Annotated in this window: 16 protein-coding genes; 10 read left to right on the top strand and 6 right to left on the bottom strand. The window is 33.7% G+C overall.

Going from position 1 to position 18,738, the window contains the following annotated elements; translation table 11 throughout:
* Positions 1-26: 26 nt before the first annotated feature.
* Positions 27-338, bottom strand: coding sequence for a GxxExxY protein (locus ACNQGB_RS00280; protein WP_417943602.1), 312 nt, complete (start codon positions 336-338; stop codon positions 27-29).
* Positions 339-473: 135 nt separating this feature from the next.
* Entirely contained in the window at positions 474-1,919 is a 1,446-nt protein-coding gene (gene miaB, locus ACNQGB_RS00275) for a tRNA (N6-isopentenyl adenosine(37)-C2)-methylthiotransferase MiaB (protein ID WP_417943596.1), read from the bottom strand.
* 368 nt (positions 1,920-2,287) lie between these two features.
* Between miaB and topA the strand changes: the two genes are divergently transcribed.
* The 7 genes from topA (at position 2,288) to ACNQGB_RS00240 (ending at position 12,104) form a co-directional block, all read left to right on the top strand.
* On the top strand, positions 2,288-4,819 hold the full coding sequence (gene topA / locus ACNQGB_RS00270) for a type I DNA topoisomerase (RefSeq protein ID WP_417943597.1): 2,532 nt from the start codon (positions 2,288-2,290) through the stop codon (positions 4,817-4,819).
* An 82-nt stretch (positions 4,820-4,901) separates the two neighbouring features.
* Entirely contained in the window at positions 4,902-6,053 is a 1,152-nt protein-coding gene (locus ACNQGB_RS00265; RefSeq protein ID WP_417943598.1) for a formimidoylglutamase, read from the top strand.
* Positions 6,054-6,313: 260 nt separating this feature from the next.
* Positions 6,314-7,720, top strand: a complete 1,407-nt coding sequence (porK, locus tag ACNQGB_RS00260) for a T9SS ring complex lipoprotein PorK/GldK (protein WP_417943599.1) — start codon at positions 6,314-6,316, stop codon at positions 7,718-7,720.
* A 44-nt stretch (positions 7,721-7,764) separates the two neighbouring features.
* Positions 7,765-8,415, top strand: coding sequence for a type IX secretion system motor protein PorL/GldL (gene porL / locus ACNQGB_RS00255; protein WP_417943600.1), 651 nt, complete (start codon positions 7,765-7,767; stop codon positions 8,413-8,415).
* A 54-nt stretch (positions 8,416-8,469) separates the two neighbouring features.
* Positions 8,470-10,011, top strand: a complete 1,542-nt coding sequence (porM, locus tag ACNQGB_RS00250; protein WP_417946632.1) for a type IX secretion system motor protein PorM/GldM — start codon at positions 8,470-8,472, stop codon at positions 10,009-10,011.
* A 52-nt stretch (positions 10,012-10,063) separates the two neighbouring features.
* A complete protein-coding gene (gene porN / locus ACNQGB_RS00245) occupies positions 10,064-10,954 on the top strand; it encodes a type IX secretion system ring subunit PorN/GldN (RefSeq protein WP_417946659.1) in 891 nt (296 codons plus the stop codon).
* Between the two features lie 97 nt (positions 10,955-11,051).
* Entirely contained in the window at positions 11,052-12,104 is a 1,053-nt protein-coding gene (locus tag ACNQGB_RS00240; protein WP_417946633.1) for an NAD(P)/FAD-dependent oxidoreductase, read from the top strand.
* A gap of 2 nt (positions 12,105-12,106) precedes the next feature.
* Here the strand turns inward: ACNQGB_RS00240 and ACNQGB_RS00235 are convergent, their stop codons facing one another.
* Positions 12,107-12,484: a DUF983 domain-containing protein gene (locus tag ACNQGB_RS00235; RefSeq protein WP_417946634.1), complete on the bottom strand. Its 378-nt coding sequence runs from the start codon at positions 12,482-12,484 to the stop codon at positions 12,107-12,109.
* Positions 12,485-12,568: 84 nt separating this feature from the next.
* Between ACNQGB_RS00235 and ACNQGB_RS00230 the strand changes: the two genes are divergently transcribed.
* Positions 12,569-14,476 carry an ABC transporter ATP-binding protein gene (locus ACNQGB_RS00230; RefSeq protein ID WP_309756159.1) on the top strand — a complete coding sequence of 636 codons (1,908 nt, stop codon included), beginning with the start codon at positions 12,569-12,571 and terminating at the stop codon, positions 14,474-14,476.
* Between the two features lie 165 nt (positions 14,477-14,641).
* On the opposite strand, the gene ACNQGB_RS00225 is transcribed toward ACNQGB_RS00230, so the two are convergent.
* Positions 14,642-15,607, bottom strand: coding sequence for an App1 family protein (locus ACNQGB_RS00225; RefSeq protein WP_417946635.1), 966 nt, complete (start codon positions 15,605-15,607; stop codon positions 14,642-14,644).
* Positions 15,608-15,671: 64 nt separating this feature from the next.
* Here ACNQGB_RS00225 and ACNQGB_RS00220 point away from each other — a divergent pair, with 64 nt between their 5' ends.
* The gene (locus tag ACNQGB_RS00220) at positions 15,672-16,562 is read left to right on the top strand and encodes a diacylglycerol/lipid kinase family protein (protein WP_417946636.1); all 891 of its coding nucleotides are present in this window, start codon (positions 15,672-15,674) and stop codon (positions 16,560-16,562) included.
* Here the strand turns inward: ACNQGB_RS00220 and ACNQGB_RS00215 are convergent.
* Entirely contained in the window at positions 16,555-17,703 is a 1,149-nt protein-coding gene (locus tag ACNQGB_RS00215) for a peptidogalycan biosysnthesis protein (protein ID WP_417946638.1), read from the bottom strand. The two genes, ACNQGB_RS00220 and ACNQGB_RS00215, sit on opposite strands and share 8 nt — an antisense overlap.
* A 97-nt stretch (positions 17,704-17,800) precedes the next feature.
* Here ACNQGB_RS00215 and ACNQGB_RS00210 point away from each other — a divergent pair, with 97 nt between their 5' ends.
* Positions 17,801-18,076 (top strand): 4a-hydroxytetrahydrobiopterin dehydratase, encoded by a 276-nt coding sequence (locus tag ACNQGB_RS00210; protein WP_417946639.1) that lies wholly within the window; start codon positions 17,801-17,803, stop codon positions 18,074-18,076.
* 52 nt (positions 18,077-18,128) lie between these two features.
* Here the strand turns inward: ACNQGB_RS00210 and ACNQGB_RS00205 are convergent, their stop codons facing one another.
* On the bottom strand, positions 18,129-18,611 hold the full coding sequence (locus ACNQGB_RS00205; RefSeq protein WP_417946641.1) for a DUF1761 domain-containing protein: 483 nt from the start codon (positions 18,609-18,611) through the stop codon (positions 18,129-18,131).
* Between the last annotated feature and the right edge of the window lie 127 nt (positions 18,612-18,738).

Below are 18,738 nucleotides of genomic sequence, written 5' to 3'. Positions count from 1 at the left end.
ACACAAATTATCGCAAATTTATAATTTTAGGTATTTATTAATCTTTTGTGAACCAACGATTTGTTTTGAAAATTTGCTATTATTCCAATGGGGGTATCGGCTAGTTTCATATAATTTAATGTCTGTGCAAGATGATCATTACTGATTTCTTTTATTGATTTTACTTCTAAAATAATATCGCTATAGACCACAAAGTCGGCATAAAATTTATGAGGCAAAATAATTCCTTTGTATTCTACATTATACTCTTTTTCTCTTTTGTAAGGAATATTATGGTTTTTGAATTCAATTTCTAAAGCATCTTTATAAACGATTTCAAGTAAGCCAGGTCCGAGTATTCAATGTACTTCCATACAAAGACCAACTATTTCGTAGTTTTCGTCTTTTTTATAATAATATTCATTAAAATCAGTCATGCTCGATATTATAGTTTAATTAATTTGCGGAAATTTGCGAAATTTGTGGTAAAAAAATCAATTCATTTTGCTAAAACCAACGGCTTCACCTTTTAAAGTTCCGCTGGTGCAAGATGTGATTCTCACATTTACAAAATCCCCAATTTTATAATTCTCCTTTGGAAAAACCACCGTAATACTTTGCGAATTTCTTCCTGAAAATTCCTCAGTTGATTTTTTCGAAACTTTTTCTACTAAAACTTCTACGGTTTGTCCAATGAATTCTTCACTACGAAACCAAGCATGTTTTTGTTGTAAATCGACAATTTCTTGCAATCTTCTTGCTTTGGTTGCTTCAGGCACGTCATCATCCATTTTTCTTCCTGCCAATGTTCCAGGACGTTCGGAGTACGAATACATATAACCAAAATTATATTTCACATATTCCATCAAACTCAAAGTGTCTTGATGATCTTCTTCGGTTTCTGTAGGGAAACCAGCAATCATATCCTGTGAAATCGAACTGTTTGGAATAATAGTTCTAATTTTATCAATCAAAGTCATGTACTCCTCGCGCGTATGCAAACGGTTCATTTCTTTTAGAATTCTATTACTTCCAGATTGAACTGGCAAGTGAATGTGTTTGCATATATTAGGATGTTTCGCAATTACATGTAAAACACTTTCGTGCATGTCTTGTGGGTTTGAAGTCGAGAATCGGATGCGCATTTTGGGGAAACCAACCGCAACCATTTCGAGTAATTGGTCAAAATCTACAGCTGTTGCTTTTTGCATTTCGGACGCATTTTCAAAATCTTTTTTCAATCCGCCGCCATACCAAAGAAAACTATCCACGTTTTGTCCTAAAAGCGTAATTTCCTTAAAACCTTTGTCCCACAAATCCTGAATTTCGGTCATGATACTTTGCGGTTCACGGCTGCGTTCGCGTCCGCGGGTAAAAGGCACCACGCAAAACGTACACATATTATCACAACCACGCGTGATTGAAACCAAAGCGGTAATGCCATTACTCATTAATCGAACGGGAGAAATGTCACCATAGGTTTCGTCTTTAGACAAAATCACGTTAATCGCATCGCGCCCCTCTTCAACTTCTTGTAAGAGGTTTGGCAGATCTTTGTAGGCATCGGGCCCTACAACAAGGTCTACTATTTTTTCTTCTTCTAGGAATTTGTCTTTCAAACGTTCTGCCATACAACCCAAAACACCCACTTTCATCTTGGGATTAATACGTTTTACCGCATTGTATTTTTCTAAACGTTTGCGTATGGTTTGCTCCGCTTTATCGCGAATGGAACACGTATTTACTAAGACCAAATCGGCTTCTTCTAAAATTTGAGTGGTATTATAACCACCATTTGATAAAATGGAGGCTACAATCTCGCTGTCCGAAAAGTTCATTGCGCAGCCGTAACTCTCGATAAAGAGCTTTTTAGTATTCTCAGGTTTATTCTCTAGAACAAGGCTCTCGCCTTGTTTACTTTCTTCAATGATCTTTTCCATTATGTATTTTCAAAAGACAAAGATAACGCAATTCAAATAAATATGACAAGATGTCAGATTAAGAATTAACACTATTTTAAGGCATTTTTTCTAGGGAGCTATTTACTTCGTCGGTACGATTCGCTAGTGTCCCGCTTTTCGTTTCAATCTTTTTATTTGCCGAAAAGGAAAATAAAAAAGGATTTTCACTGCAAATGAAATTCACTGAACTCCAACTAGAATAAATGTATTGTGAAGTAATCGGGACTAAAAAAACATCTCTAGACCGAATCATTTCTTTGTAAATCGTAGCGTAATAGTTTTAAAATTGAATTCAAAATCTCAATATTTAAAAAAAATAGATACTTTTGTCCCAGAAAAATAGAGCAATGGCAAAGAATTTAGTTATAGTTGAGTCCCCTGCAAAGGCAAAAACAATCGAGAAATTTCTAGGAAGTGATTTTCAAGTGGAGTCTAGTTACGGGCACATTGCCGACTTGCCATCCAAAGAAATTGGTGTAGATGTAGAAAATGGTTTCAAACCTAAATATGAAGTTTCAGCGGATAAAAAAGCATTGGTTACCAAATTAAAAGGTTTAGCAAAAAAAGCGGAAATGGTTTGGTTAGCAAGTGATGAGGATCGCGAGGGAGAAGCTATTTCTTGGCATTTATCTGAAGAATTAAATTTAAATCCAGCTAAAACTAAACGAATTGTTTTTCATGAAATAACTAAAACAGCAATTTTAAAAGCGATTGATAATCCAAGAGAAATCGATTATAATTTGGTCAATGCACAACAAGCGCGACGTGTTTTAGATCGATTGGTTGGTTATGAATTATCGCCTGTACTTTGGAGAAAAATCAAAGGCGGACTTTCAGCAGGACGGGTACAATCTGTTTCCGTTCGTTTAATTGTGGAGCGTGAAAGAGAAATTCAGAACTTTAAAGCTGTTGCAACATATTCTGTAGTGGCAGAGTTTACAAACGAAGCGGGAAAGTCATTCAAAGCCAAACTGCCTAAAAATTTCAATACTAAAAAAGAAGCCGACGATTTTTTAAATAAAAATATAGGTTCTACATATAAAGTAGCCGATTTAGAAACGAAGCCTACTAAAAAATCACCAACTGGTCCATTTACGACTTCAACTTTGCAACAAGAAGCTGCTCGTAAATTGTATTTGCCTGTTGGAATTACAATGCAACTAGCACAACGTTTGTACGAAGCCGGACTTATAACCTATATGAGAACGGATAGTGTGAATTTATCCAAAGATGCAATGGAAGCTGCTCAGGCTGAAATTATAAAATCCTATGGCAAAGAGTTCTCAAAACCTCGAACATTTGTTAATAAAAGCAAAGGCGCACAGGAAGCCCATGAGGCAATTCGTCCTACGGATATGTCGCGTCATACGGTAGATATCGACAGAGATCAAGCGCGTTTGTATGATTTGATTTGGAAAAGAACGCTGGCTTCGCAAATGAGTGATGCGCAATTAGAACGTACTAACGTGAAAATTGAAGCGAACAATCACGGTGAAATTTTTACTGCATCAGGTGAAGTATTGCTTTTTGAAGGTTTCTTAAAAGTGTACTTGGAAGGTCATGATGAAGATGAAGAAGAACAAGAAGGCATGTTGCCAGCAATGAAAGTCAACGAAAAATTACAAAATAATTACATTACTGCGACAGAGAGATATTCTCGTGCTGCTGCAAGATACACTGAAGCTTCTTTGGTAAAAAAATTAGAGGAATTGGGAATTGGTCGTCCTTCTACTTATGCACCAACGATTTCTACTATTATAAACAGAAATTATGTTGAGAAAGGAAATTTAGATGGACAAGAGCGCAATTACACACAATTGATTTTGCAATCCGGAAAAGTAGGGGAGAAGTTATTGAAAGAAAATACGGGTTCTGATAAAGGAAAATTAGTTCCTACCGATATTGGAACGATTGTTACGGATTTCTTGGTAAAGAATTTCGGAAATATTTTAGACTACAATTTTACAGCAAAAGTAGAACAGGATTTTGATGAAATTGCTGAAGGAAATCTAGTTTGGTCAAAAATGATGCAGGAATTCTACGATCAATTTCACCCAAATGTAAAGGATGTTGAAGCCAATGCAGAACGGGAAAGTGGGGAGAGAATCTTGGGGACAGATCCTAAAACTGGAAAACCGGTTTCGGTACGTTTAGGAAAATTTGGCCCAATGGCACAAATCGGAGCTGCTGATGATGAGGAAAAAAAGTTTGCTAGTTTAATGAATGATCAGAACATAGGAAACATTACTTTAGAAGAAACTTTGAATCTATTTTTATTACCCAAAAATCTTGGGAATTACAAAGACGAAGAAGTTGAGGTAAGTAATGGGCGTTATGGACCTTATATTCGCCATGGAGCTGCATTCGTTTCTTTACCAAAAGGCGAAAATCCACTAGATGTAGATTTTGATAGAGCAAAAGAATTAATAGATGAAAAAGCACTCGCTGATGCGCCGATAGCTGTTTACAAGGGCGAAGGAGTGCAGAAAGGAACTGGTCGTTTTGGTCCTTTTATTAAATGGAATGGTACTTTTATTAATGTAAGTAAAAAATATAATTTTGATAATTTGTCTCAAAGCGATATCGAAGCATTGATAGAGGATAAATTGCAAAAGAATATTGATAAGGTCTTACATAATTGGGAAGAGGAAGGGATTTTAGTTGAAAAAGCCCGTTGGGGTCGTTCGGTTATAACCAAAGGAAAAATTAAAATCGAGTTAAGCAAAGATGTTGATGCTACTAAATTAACTTTGGACGAAGTTCAGGAAATGATCGCTAAGAAAACGCCTGCTAAAAAAGTAGTTGCTAAAAAAACACCTGCAAAGAAAGCTGCAGCGAAGAAAGCTCCAGTAAAAAAAGTAGTGGCCAAAAAGAAATAAGAGAATCATAAATTGTAACAGCTCGACCTCCTTTTTTTAGAGATCTTAAAATTGGTAAGCGAGAGGTAAAAAAGAAGTAAAAATGGAATTTGATTTTCTAAAACCCGTAGACGATGAAATCCTTCATTATATTGATGGATTGACCTCTCAGCAATTAGGGCGTAAAATAGTATTGCATACAGAAAAGCAATTTCCAGATTTAAACAAAATTACAATTGCTTTCATTGGTGTATTAGAAAATAGAGGAGACAATAAAGCTTTGTCAGATGTTGATTTGCTGCCTTTTAGAAAAGAATTGTATAGTTTGTTTCCCGGAAATTGGGACGCATCGATTGCTGATTTAGGAGATATCCTAGCAGGTAATTCTGCTGAAGACACCTATTTTGCTGTAAAGAAAGTTGTTGCAAGTCTCATTAAGAAAAAAATTATCCCGATTGTAATTGGTGGTTCTCAAGATTTAACGTACGCTATTTATAGAGCGTACGATGATTTAGAACAAATGGTAAATTTAGTTGCTATAGATAATAAGTTTGATTTTGGTAAAGAGGAAGAGGAAGTTTCAGCATCTTCCTACTTGACAAAAATAATTGTAGAGGAGCCTAATAATCTTTTCAATTATTGCAATATTGGGTATCAAACGTATTTTAACTCGCAGGAAGAAATAGATTTGATTGAGAAATTATTTTTTGATGCCTACAGGTTGGGTGAGGTTTCCAATACAATTTCTATTTCGGAGCCTGTATTTAGAGATGCTGATCTTGTGAGTATCGATTTGAATTCGGTTAAATCTTCGGATTCTGGTAATTTTAATTCGTTTGCACCGAATGGTTTTAATGGTAAAGAAATTTGTTCGCTTTCGCGGTATGCAGGGATAAGCGATAAAGTATCTTCGTTTGGTGTATTTAATCATAACAACTCGGTACATGAATCTGTTCTTATTGCTCAGATCATTTGGTATTTTATAGAAGGGTTTCATTATCGTTCTAATGAATATCCTTTTGGTAGTAAGGAAAATTACTTGAAATATATTGTTCCGTTAGAGGATGAAGAGCTAATTTTTTATAAAAGTGATAAAACAGACCGTTGGTGGATAGAAATTCCATTTATTTCGAATGGGAGTAATAAATTGAAAAGAAATACGTTATTACCATGTTCTTATGAAGAATATTTAATGGCATGTAATCAAGAGTTGCCAGAAAGATGGTGGAAAGCACAACGAAAAAACACTTTGTAGCTTTTATTTATAATACCATTCATATAAATTCTTTAAAGATGATAAAGTTTTATAAGCTAAATTGTATAAAATATATAAACATTTACTTTTTATGTTTTTTAGCGATTATTTTGTTATTTTATCGATCAAATATTTTTTTTGTATTTTAATTAACATTATTTTTGAATTCAAAATAATTTCATTCCAAAAAATATTGTTTTATTAATAAATAATAAATAGGTTTACACACTTAAAAATAATGAATAGATAACCAAATTTATATGAAGAAGTTCATTGCATATACATCACTTTTAGCCGTTTTAATTGGCTGTGGTAAATCAGGCGACAAGGGAGAATTAGTTGGTATTAACGGCGGGAAATGGCATCCTGAAAAGCCTTATGGGATGGCGTTAGTTCCAGGTGGATCCTTTATTTTGGGTAAGTCAGACAGTGATTTAGCTAATGTAGAAGATGCTCCAACAAAAACGGTTACAGTTCGTTCTTTTTACATGGATGAAACAGAAATCACCAATAGTGAGTACCGAGAATTTGTAGAATGGGTTAAAGATTCTACAATTAGAGTACGTTTGGCAATTTTAGCTGATGAGAGTGGACAAGCAGCCACGGATCCGAAAGCAAAAGGTAAAAATGCTGGAAGTATCGCTGATTTTGCATTCAACGATTCTGATCCTGAAAAAATGACAGCGTATGACAAATACATGTATGACAATTATTACAGTGTAGGAACTGCTGATGATCAATATGCTGGTAGAAAATTAAACAAAAAAGTAAAACTTATAAAAGATACTAAAAAATATCCTGATGCTGCTTATGCCGAAGTGATGGATTCTATGTATTTGCCTATCGAAGCGTCTTACAATGGCTTAAGAACTATTGATGTGAATAAATTGAAATTCCGTTATTCCTGGATGGATATTCAAGCTGCTGCAAAAGCTAAAGTTGGGAACAGGAAAGATTTTATTAAATCTGAAGAGGTGAAAGTATATCCTGACACTACTGTTTGGATCAAGGATTATGCTTATTCATACAACGAGCCTATGCACAATGATTATTTCTGGCATAAAGCTTATGGAGATTATCCAGTAGTAGGTGTAAAATGGACACAAGCAAAAGCTTTTTGCGCATGGAGAACTTTAAAGAAAAATTCTTATATCAAGTCTAGAACAAAAGGACGTGATCAAATTCCTTCTTTTAGATTACCAACCGAAGCAGAATGGGAATATTCAGCAAGAGGTGGTTTAGAATCTGCAACGTATCCTTGGGGTGGTCCGTATACTAAAAACGATAGAGGGTGCTTTTTGGCTAACTTTAAGCCAAACAGAGGTGATTATGCAGCTGACGATGCTTTGTATACCGTAGAAGCAAAATCGTATGAGCCAAATGGTTATAACTTGTATAATATGGCAGGGAATGTTGCTGAATGGACTAACTCATCTTATGATCCAAACGCTTATGAATACGTTTCATCAATGAATCCAAATGTACAGGATTATAAAAATCAAAGAAAAGTAGTTCGTGGCGGATCATGGAAAGATGTTGCTTATTTTTTACAAGTAAGTACACGTGATCATGAATATGCTGATTCTGCTAGGAGTTACATTGGTTTTAGAACCGTACAAGATTACATGGGATTACAAACTACTGGTAACAATAAAAAGAAAAAATAATAAACCCCTTTAATAATAAACCTACATTAAAAAAAACTAAGATTATGGCATTACTAGGAAAAAAAGCAATGAATTTTGCATACGGTATGGGAGCAGCAATTGTTATTGTTGGAGCTCTTTTTAAAATAACACACTTCGAATTGGGTCCACTAACAGGAACAGTTATGCTTTCTGTAGGATTGTTAACTGAGGCTTTTATTTTTGCGCTTTCTGCTTTTGAACCAGTTGATGATGAATTAGATTGGACTTTAGTGTATCCTGAACTTGCTAATGGTAAATCTGAAGGTACCAAAAAAGCTAAAGTTGAAACTCCTGCTGACACACAAGGTTTATTATCTCAGAAATTAGACGCAATGCTTAAGGAGGCTAAAATTGATGGCGAATTAATGTCAAGTTTAGGAAACAGTATAAAAAATTTCGAAGGAGCTGCAAAAGCAATTTCACCTACAGTAGATTCGATTTCAGCTACTAAAAAATACAGCGAAGAATTGTCTATGGCAGCTGCACAGATGGAGTCTTTGAATAGTTTATACAAAGTACAATTAGAAAGTGCTTCAAGAAATGCTGAAGCAAATAAAGAAATTGCTGAGAACGCAGGAAAATTGAAAGAACAAATGCAATCAATGACTGCAAACATCGCTTCATTGAACAATGTATATGGTGGTATGCTTTCTGCAATGGGTAACAAAGGATAATCAAATAATTAGTTTCGAACTATAAAATAATTAACAAACTAATTAGTAGAAAATATGGCAGGAGGAAAACTAACCCCTAGACAGAAGATGATTAACCTGATGTATCTGGTTTTTATCGCTATGTTGGCAATGAATGTTTCAAAAGAGGTAATTTCGGGTTTTGGATTAATGAATGAAAAATTTGAAAGTTCAAATGTAAATTCAAAACAAAGCATTGATCAAATGCTTGCAGCCTTAGATACTAAAGCAGCTGAAGCTAAAGGAGAATTTGCAATAGCTGCTCAAACAGCGCATAAAGTTAAAGTAATCACTGATAATTTCTTTAATTATATAGCATCTTTAAAAGAGCAAGCAAGTAAAGGCTTTGTTGTCGATCCAGAAACTGGTAAACTTCCATACGAAGACATGGATAAAGGTGACAATATAGATGATTGGTTTACTGGAGAAGGTTACGGTAAAAAAGGAAACGAAATTATAGCAGCTATTACTCAGTACAAGGCTGATATGAAAACTGCTTTGGGAACTGACAAAAAGTATGCTTCAATTATTAGTGAAGTTGAAAGTAAATTTGACGTTTCGGATGTGAAAAATTCTGAAGGTTTAAAAGACAAGTATTTGTCTTACCACTTCAAAGGATTTCCAGCAATTGCTTCAGTAGCAAAATTATCTACTTGGCAAAATGATATCAACAAAGCAGAGTCTGATGTGTACAGTATCGCTTTAGGAAAGGCGGCTGTAGCTGCTGCTTCTTATAGCAATTACCAAGCTATTGTTGTTTTAGATAAAAATGCCTATTTTCAAGGTGAAGCTGTTACAGGTAAAGTTGTTTTAGGTCGTTATGATGAAAACACTAAACCAACGAGTGTAACTGGTGCAAAATTAGATCCGGCAACTGGTACAGCAAAAATCGCTTTGACTGCAGGTGTTGTAGGTGAACAATCAATTGGTGGACAATTTAATTTTGTTGAGGATGGCAATCCTATTGCTCTTAAGTTTTCAGGTAAATATGTGGTTGTTCCAAGGCCGAACTCAGCTACTATATCTGCTGATAAAATGAATGTGGTGTATAGGGGTGTAGTGAATCCAATCTCTATATCATTTGCAGGAATTGCCGATCAAGATGTTAATGCATCCGCACCAGGTTTGACAAAAGTTGGAAATGGAAAATTTAGTATGAGTCCTCAAAGTGGAAACGAGGTAGTAATTAATGTTTCAGGTAAAATGGCTGATGGCAAAGTTGCTTCCGACAAAAAAGTGTTTAGAATTAAAGGTATTCCAGGTCCTACAGGAACTATTAGAGGTGAAACAGGAGTTGTTAAAGGTCCTAAATCAAATCTTGAAATAGCAACTATTGGTGCCAAACTAGAGGATTTTGATTTTGAAGTTGGCTTAAATGTTATCGGATTTAATCTTAAAGTTACTGGACAAGCTACAGTAGTAGTTCAAGGAAACAGATTAAATGCACAATGTAAGGCTGCATTATCTAAAGCTGGAAGAGGTGATCAAGTTACCATTTCTGAAATAAAAACTAAATTGGTAGGTGCTGGTAGTTATTTATTGCCTAGAACTGCTCCAGTAATTTTTGAAATACAATAAATAAAAGTACGTTAATATTTTGCCTACTTCAATAACTTATTATGATACCATGATGAATGTAAGAAATTTTTTAATCGCAATTGTCACTATTACGGGTAGTTTTGCTTCGTTTGGACAGTCTAATTTGCTTAATGCAAAAACTCCAGACCAAATTGGACTTAAGACTGCAGCTCAACTCATTTCTGACAACGATAAACCGTTAGCATATGGTTATGTTCACGATAGAGATGTTTTAATGGGTAAGACAACATGGGAAATTATTGATTTAAGTGAAAAAATTAATTTTGCTTTGTATTTTCCTATTGATACTGCTAACATTGGTTCTGACAGAAGATCGTTGTACGATGTGCTTACTAGAGCAATGAAAAATGGTAAAATTACTGAGGTATATACTGATAGTTATTTTAACACCAAAAAGTCTACTCAAGATATTCAGACTTCATTGACTCGTATAGACACTACGGATGCAGGTCGAGAGCAAATTAATGCTGGAAACAAGATTTCTGATGAGTATATTTTAAGACAAGATTTGTCTGCTCAAGACGTAACGCAATACAAAATCAAAGGATATTGGTATTTTGATAAGCGTCAAAGTGAATTGAAGTATCGTTTATTAGGTATTTGTCCGGTTACTCCTGATGTTTACACAATGAATAGTGAAGAAAAAGATTACATTGAGTTGTTCTGGGTATTTTTCCCAGCTGCTCGTGATGTACTGCATGAAGCTAAAGCATTCAATGATAAAAATTCAGCGATGCCAGTTTCATTTGATCAGATTCTAAATTCCAGACGATTTAATGCTGTTATTTATAAAGAAGAGAATGTATACGGAGATAGAACTATTGAAGAATACATGAAAGACAATGCTCAAAATCAACTTTTAGAGTCAGAAAGAGTTAAAGAAAAAATTCGTAATTTCGAGCAAGATATGTGGAATTATTAATTTTAATCTTATAAAATTATTATAAACTCTCACCGTATTGGTGAGAGTTTTTTTGTTTAAAGTGTTTTCTTTGTAACTGTTTTAAAAATTATTTTTAATGATAGATTATTTAATTGTTGGTTCTGGTTTAGCAGGAATTTCCTTTTCTGAAGTTGCGTTGGGTAACGGTAAGTCTATTTTTGTAGTAGACGATGATTCTCAGACTTCCTCAAAAATTGCTGGAGGTTTGTATAATCCTGTTATTTTAAAGCGATTTAGTGAGGTTTGGCTAGCGCAAGAGCAATTGTTGTTGATGAATGATTTTTATACTTTGCTAGAAGAAAAACTAAAAACTAAATTTGATTTCAAAAGTCCAATTTTGAGAAAATTTTTTTCGATTGAAGAACAAAATAATTGGTTTGCTGCTTCTGATAAAAAGGCATTAGCTCCTTTTTTATCCTTGGACTTAATCGCCAAACAATATCTTGGAATTGATTCTCCTTACGGTTATGGTGAAGTTTTACAAACGGGCTTTGTGGATACAGCCTTACTTCTGAAAGAGTATAGAGCGTATTTGAAAGATAATAATTGGTTTTTAAATGAAACCTTTGATTATGATGAATTGCAAATTAATGCTGATGGTATTCAGTATAATGATATTCATGCAAGACACATCGTTTTTGCTGAAGGTTTCGGGATGCATTCGAATCCCTTTTTCAATCAATTGCCATTAGATGGGACAAAAGGCGAGCTTTTTATTATAAAAGCCCCTAAATTGAATCTTGATGTAATTGTAAATACGAGCGTGTTTATTTTGCCTTTAGGAAATAATTGTTTCAAGGTTGGCGCTACTTATAATTGGAAAGATAAAACCGATTTACCTACTGAGGAAGGTAAAATCGAATTAATAGATAGAATAAAAGAAATCATCACTTGTGATTTTGAAATTGTTCAGCATTTTGCAGGTGTTCGGCCTACTGTTAAAGACAGAAGACCATTGGTGGGAACCCATCAAAATTATAATTCTGTTCATATTTTGAATGGCTTAGGAACTAGAGGCGTTATGCTAGGACCTGCAATGGCTAAGGCATTATATGAGAATATTGAATATCAAGTTCCGTTAAATACTGAAATTGACATTAAAAGATTTTTGCCCAAAGAAAAACTATAGAGTTATTTTGTATTTGGATCATAGGAAACAAACATGTTGATGTAAATATTTCTGGACCAACGCAAAACAAATGGGAACAAGATAATAAGTGTGGCAATTATAGTAATAAATGCCACTTTTAGGCTAGAGCTAAATATTAAAAATGAAATAATAAAAGCCGCTATTCCAACTGCCACATTTAAACCATAACTAACATACATAGCGCCATAAAAAAAGGAAGGTTCGATTTGATACTTTAAACCACAATGACTACAATTATCATGCATTTTCAATATTTTGTTGAGATGTAACGGATTTTTATCCAAATACATACTTTCATTCTGACATTTAGGACAAGTTCCTGTTAAAATGCTATATAATTTGGATCCTTTTTTTAACATTTGCAAAAAATTTAATTTTTCCTTTTTAATACCTATACACTAAGTTACAAAATTACAATTTCAAAAGGAATAAAATAACAATACATGCTTAATATACACAATTTATCTGTTTCGTTTGGTGGTACTTATTTATTTGAGGAAGTTACCTTTCGTTTGGGTGCTGGAGACCGCGTAGGTCTTGTTGGAAAGAACGGAGCTGGGAAATCTACCATGCTTAAAATGTTAGCCAAAGATTTTGCTCCTGACTCAGGTGTTATTTCTCAAGAGAAAGATCTTCGAATGGGATTTTTGCGCCAGGATATCGATTTTGAGCAGGGTAGAACTGTTCTTGAAGAAGCCTATGAAGCTTTTACAGAGATTAAAATTGTCGAGAAAAAGTTGGAAGAAATCAATCACTTGTTAGTTACAAGAACGGATTATGAAAGTGACGAATACAGTCAAATCATTGAAGACTTATCTGATTATACGCATCGTTTTGAATTATTAGGAGGTTATAATTATGTAGGTGATACAGAGAAAATTTTATTGGGTTTAGGTTTTAAAAGAGACGTGTTTGACAATCAAACAGAAACTTTCTCTGGTGGATGGAGAATGCGTATTGAATTAGCCAAATTATTATTACAGGCAAATGATGTTTTGTTGCTAGATGAGCCAACGAATCACTTGGATATCGAGAGTATCATTTGGTTAGAAAGTTTCCTTCGTAATTATCCTGGAGTGGTAGTTATTGTGTCGCACGATAAAATGTTTTTGGATAATGTGACCAATAGAACGATCGAAATTTCCCTTGGTAAAGCGTATGATTTTAATAAGCCGTATTCTCAATATTTAGAATTACGTCATGAAATTCGGGAGAAACAGTTGGCAACACAAAAAAATCAAGCCAAAAAAATTGAAGAAACAGAAAAGTTAATTGAGAAATTCCGTGCCAAAGCTTCTAAAGCGTCCATGGCGCAATCTTTAATTAAAAAATTAGATAAAGTAGAGCGTATTGAAGTAGATGAAGATGATAATTCGGTAATGAATATTACTTTTCCAGTTTCTAAGGAGCCAGGAAGAGTGGTAATTGAAGCCGAAAACGTAACTAAAAGCTACGGGGATAAAACGATTTTGAAGGATATCAACTTATTAGTGGAGCGTGGAAGTAAAATTGCTTTCGTGGGACAAAACGGACAAGGGAAATCGACTTTCATCAAAGCTATTGTTGATGAATTTGAATACAAGGGAAATATCAAGTTAGGGCATAACGTTCAATTAGGATATTTTGCACAAAATCAGGCCGAATATCTAGATGGCGAAATCACTTTGTTGCAAACCATGGAGGATGCCGCTGCGGATACGAACCGAATGAAAGTGCGCGATATGCTAGGTTCATTTCTATTTCGTGGGGATGATGTGGAGAAAAAGGTAAAAGTGCTTTCTGGAGGCGAAAGAAACCGTCTGGCATTGTGTAAGTTGTTGTTGCAGCCCATTAACGTTTTATTGATGGATGAGCCTACAAATCACTTGGATATCAAATCTAAGAATGTTCTCAAAGCAGCACTACAAAAATTTGGTGGAACTTTGTTGCTGGTTTCTCACGATAGAGATTTCTTGCAAGGAATGTCAAATTTGGTGTACGAATTTAAAGATCAAAAAATAAAAGAATATTTGGGCGATATTAACTATTTCTTGGAACAACGCAATATGGAAAACATGCGTGAAGTCGAGAAAAAAGATGCCGAAAAAGCAGCAGTGCCTAAAGAGAGCAACAAAGCTTCCTACGAAGATCAAAAAAAGGGGAAAGCATTGCAGAATAAATTAAGCAAAGTAGAGAGCCAAATCAAGCAATTAGAAAAAGACATTCAGCAAGACGATAAAATGCTCGCTTCTAATTATGACAAGCACATCGAAGACGCTAAGTTTTTCACAGCTTACAACAAGAAAAAAACGGAGTTAGACAAGCTATTGTTAGATTGGGAGGTTGTTCAAGAAGAAATTGATAATTTGTAGCCAATCCAGCTTTACGTTTCAATCTTTCTAGAAAAAATCTTTTTTTACAAGACATTGTAGGAGCTTCCTGCGGTCGCTCTACAAAATCAGTAAAAAATAGTTTTTTTCTAGAAAGGATTTTCACTTCAATCTGGGCTAAAAAACAATGGCAACACAAAAATTTTATTAAATCAATCCCATCGCTTTAGAATGCGCAATGGCTTCACTACTATTTTTAAAATAGCATACAGATACCTTAAGAGTTTCTAAATTATTTAAAACCGAAATGACTTTTTCTTTTTTGCTAGTTCCAGTTTGTCTTATATAAACTGCTTTAACTGTAACTGGAAAAATTTTGCAAATTGCCTCGTATAAATAAGGATCGTGCTGAGAATCATCTCCCAATAATACATATTCAAGGTTAGGGTAAAACTCTAAAATGTGTTTTATTTTTTCAAATTTATGATTGTGGTTTCCTCTGCCAGTCAAGAAAAAATCAGTCAAACTTGTTTTAATATCTTTCAATAATAAAACGGCCTTGGGTAGTTTATGAATTTCAGTAAATTTTGTTATAAAACGATACAGGTTCCATTCGCTACTAGATACATAGAAAAAAGCATTGAATTCCTCTTTGTTTTCCCTTCCTGCGGTGCTTAAAGCTTGATAATGAGTAACAACATCTTCGTATATTTTTCTCTTATTGATGTTTTTAAACAATAAAACATATAATTTTTTTAGAGGATTCAATGTGTGCGAAACTAAGAAAGTATCATCAATATCCGATATGATTCCTAAATTTCCTTTGTGCGGCCTAATGTAGCTATCGCGGGTTGTTATACTCTCATTATTGTACGTAATACTCACTTCGTAATCAATCCAACCGTAAGTTGTGTATTGATCTAATGGAACGCAGAATTTAAAATAACCATCGTTAAGCGTTTTAGTGTGAATTTTAACATTATTGTGATCCAAATAGACATCTGCATTAGCTTGTGTTTTTATTTGGAACATTTTTATCACTGAAGTAGCATTCTTGAGATTCTTTTTCTGAAAATTATATTCTTCAATTGTAGTGGGTTTAAATACGTGTCCCATGACAATTAATTCTTGTTCATTAGCATAACCGCGATATAATTTTAAAATTGGTTTCATTTATTGTAGTACTTTTGAATAAATATGAAAGTAATTGTTTTTAACCAATAAATGAAGTAAAATTTTGAAAAAGAATATCATATTGGTGGTAAATCCAATTTCTGGAGATGTGGATAAATCAGAGTTAATAGAGGCAGTAACACTTTTTGCGGCTAATGTAAATTTAAATCTTATTATTTTCAATACTTCCGGAGCTTCAGATTTAGAGAACATACAAGTACTCTATGAAACCTATCATCCGGAAAGAATTATTGTGGCTGGTGGCGATGGAACTATAAAAATGGTTGCTGAGGCCATGGAAAATTACGATGTAATCATTGGGATTTTACCAGCAGGTTCGGCTAATGGTTTAGCTGTAGACTTAAATTTACCAACTACAATAGAAGAAAATTTAGAAATCGTTTTTCATAATGATTACATGGAAATCGACATGATTGCAATCAACGGAAAAAAAAGCATTCATTTAAGTGATTTAGGAGTCAATGCAGAAATGATTAAAAACTATGAAAATAGTACTATTCGGGGTAAACTGGGTTATGCAATACAAACATTTACTACTTTGATAGATTTAGACGATCCTTTTACTGCAAGAATAACAGGCGATTTTAAAACTATTGAATGTACTGCCAGAATGATTGTTATAGCAAATTCTCAAAAGTATGGAACTGGTGTTACCATCAATCCAAATGGCGCTATGGATGACGGAAAGTTTGAACTGGTTATATTGAAAAATTTAGATCTGGTTGTACTTGGAAAAATTATTTCAGGAAATATGCCATTAGATTCGGTAGACGTCGAGATTATTTCTACAGATAAAGCAACAGTTTCAACAAATGTTCCTGTTAGTTTTCAAATCGATGGAGAATATTGCGGCAGTGAAACCAATTTAAATATTGAGATTTTGCCCAAACAATTAAAGGTTGCTATTTCAAATACAAACAGTGGTATTATTTAAATGGATTGCGTTCTTGCCATTGTGTTGCAGGCTCTAGATAACGAAATATTTTTGGCATAAAGACATTAACTACTGGATTCGCATGTCCTATGAGCCCATACATTTGAACTGGTTTGGCACCAACAGAACTTTTGATTTCCAATGCTGTACGAGCAAATACAATTTCTTTATATCCTTTATTAATTGAGTATGCAATCATGTCATAAAGCATGTTTAAATACAACATTTTTTCGCGTTGAATACTATCATCATAACCTAAAAAATAAGTGTCCATGACGGAGCCATTTTTTATTAAAGTATTGAAACCAATTAATTTTTCATCAACAAAGTAACCGTAAAAAAGAAATTTGTCTTTAAAAATTTCTTTAAAGGTTCTAAAGTGTTTTTTAGGCAAGAAAAAAGTATTAAAAGGAGCATTTTTAGCAACATGAAGGTACAAATCATAAATAGTATCCTCTAAAGCTATGATATCTTGCAGATGCAATTTTCTTTTCTCAATATCTGCAGCTTTTTTTCGAGCTCTTTTGTATTGATCTCTGTATTTTTTTGAAAGGGAATCGATATAATCTTGCTCTGATTTCCAATTTTCATTAATTGCAAAAACCATATTAGGTTGTGTCGAAAACTGATATTCATTTTTAAATTCTGGGATATTAAAATTTTTGATTTCTTCTTTACAAAAATCTTTATAAGTAGTGATATGAATTTTTTTTCCTTTGGTTTGAAATTTTTTTTTCAATGCTTTCGTTGCAGTGACCAAAGTTTGCATGACTTCTCTTTTATCTACTGATTCAGCTAGTACAAAAGAATTTTGACCGGTCAACATATTATTTCCAATGACTAGAACATGAGAACCAAATTTTTTAAAAACTAAATTCCGAATAGTAGTTTTAATGCACTGGTCACGATTGCCAAAAGATTGCATTTTATTTAAATCTAAAAATTGCGATAGCGCGACACCAACTAAAGTTTCATGATTGAACAATCCTATAAAATGGCAGATCATATTGTCTGGTGCAGACTTTTCTAGAATCTCTAAATATTTTTTGGATAAAAAAATAGTAGAAACTGTTAAGTCATCCCAGTTTGAAGGAAGTTGTGCAGTATTATTATAAATTTTAAAAGAATAATCAGTGTTCAAATCGAAGAATAATTTTTTTCAAAATTAGTTAATAAAGTTAAAGTATTCGGCAATAGTATAAAATTAACTAACTTTAAACCAATTAAAAAAGTAAATCATGAAAACCTATTCAGAAGAGACGATTCAACCCGAGTTAAAAGGATTAAAAGGTTGGGAATTTACCGCGAATGGAATTGAGAAAAAGTTTGTTTTCTCAGATTTTACGCAAGCATTAGGTTTTATAGTGCAAGTAGGCGTTATGGCAGAAAAAAGAAACCACCACCCAGAATTATTTAATGTGTACAATAAAGTAACCATTACGTTGACAACGCATGATGCAAAAGGAGTTACCGATAAGGATTTGGATTTAGCTAAAGCGATCGAAGAAATTTAATAAAAAAGTTCGTCTCGCTAAAGTACAAGACGAACTTTTTTATATGGATTGTTTATTGCCAAGCGCAAATTATTCCTCCCATAATTGTACAACATACGATCCAAAAACCACCTGTTACCAGAGTATATTTGAAGCTTCTTTTTTCGAATAACGCATTAGTACCAATAATGGGAAATACTAAAAATAATCCGCTCAAAAAACCATGCAAGGCGCCATGCTTGAAAGTTCTAAATTCGGTGCCATAATCGGCCATGAAAGCAACATAAGAAGGCTTTGCAATGCTTGGATCGCCACCAATCATACCTAATGCGCCAAATTGATGTACCGTAAGTATTTGAATAATAAAACTTATGAAAAAGGCATACACAAATGATACTCCAAGTACAACGAGCATATTTCGTCCTAGCATTTTTTCATTGGTCATGCCAGATTCGTTCATCCAAATGGTGCCAAAAACTTTTGGATTATACCATACAAAACCGACTACAAGAGTAGAAAAAGCAGCTGTTAAAAGTGCTAAAAAATTGATTTCCATAGAATTGGTAATTAAGGTTAGTAAATCAAACTTACAAATTAATATTTTAAACGTTAAAGTGTAATTTTGTAGGTTATGACTTTATAAAAATATAAATACAATGTATTTCATCGATTTTATTTGTTGA

Source organism: Flavobacterium frigidum, from assembly GCF_048286795.2.
This window is presented reverse-complemented; position numbering and strand designations above follow the sequence as displayed.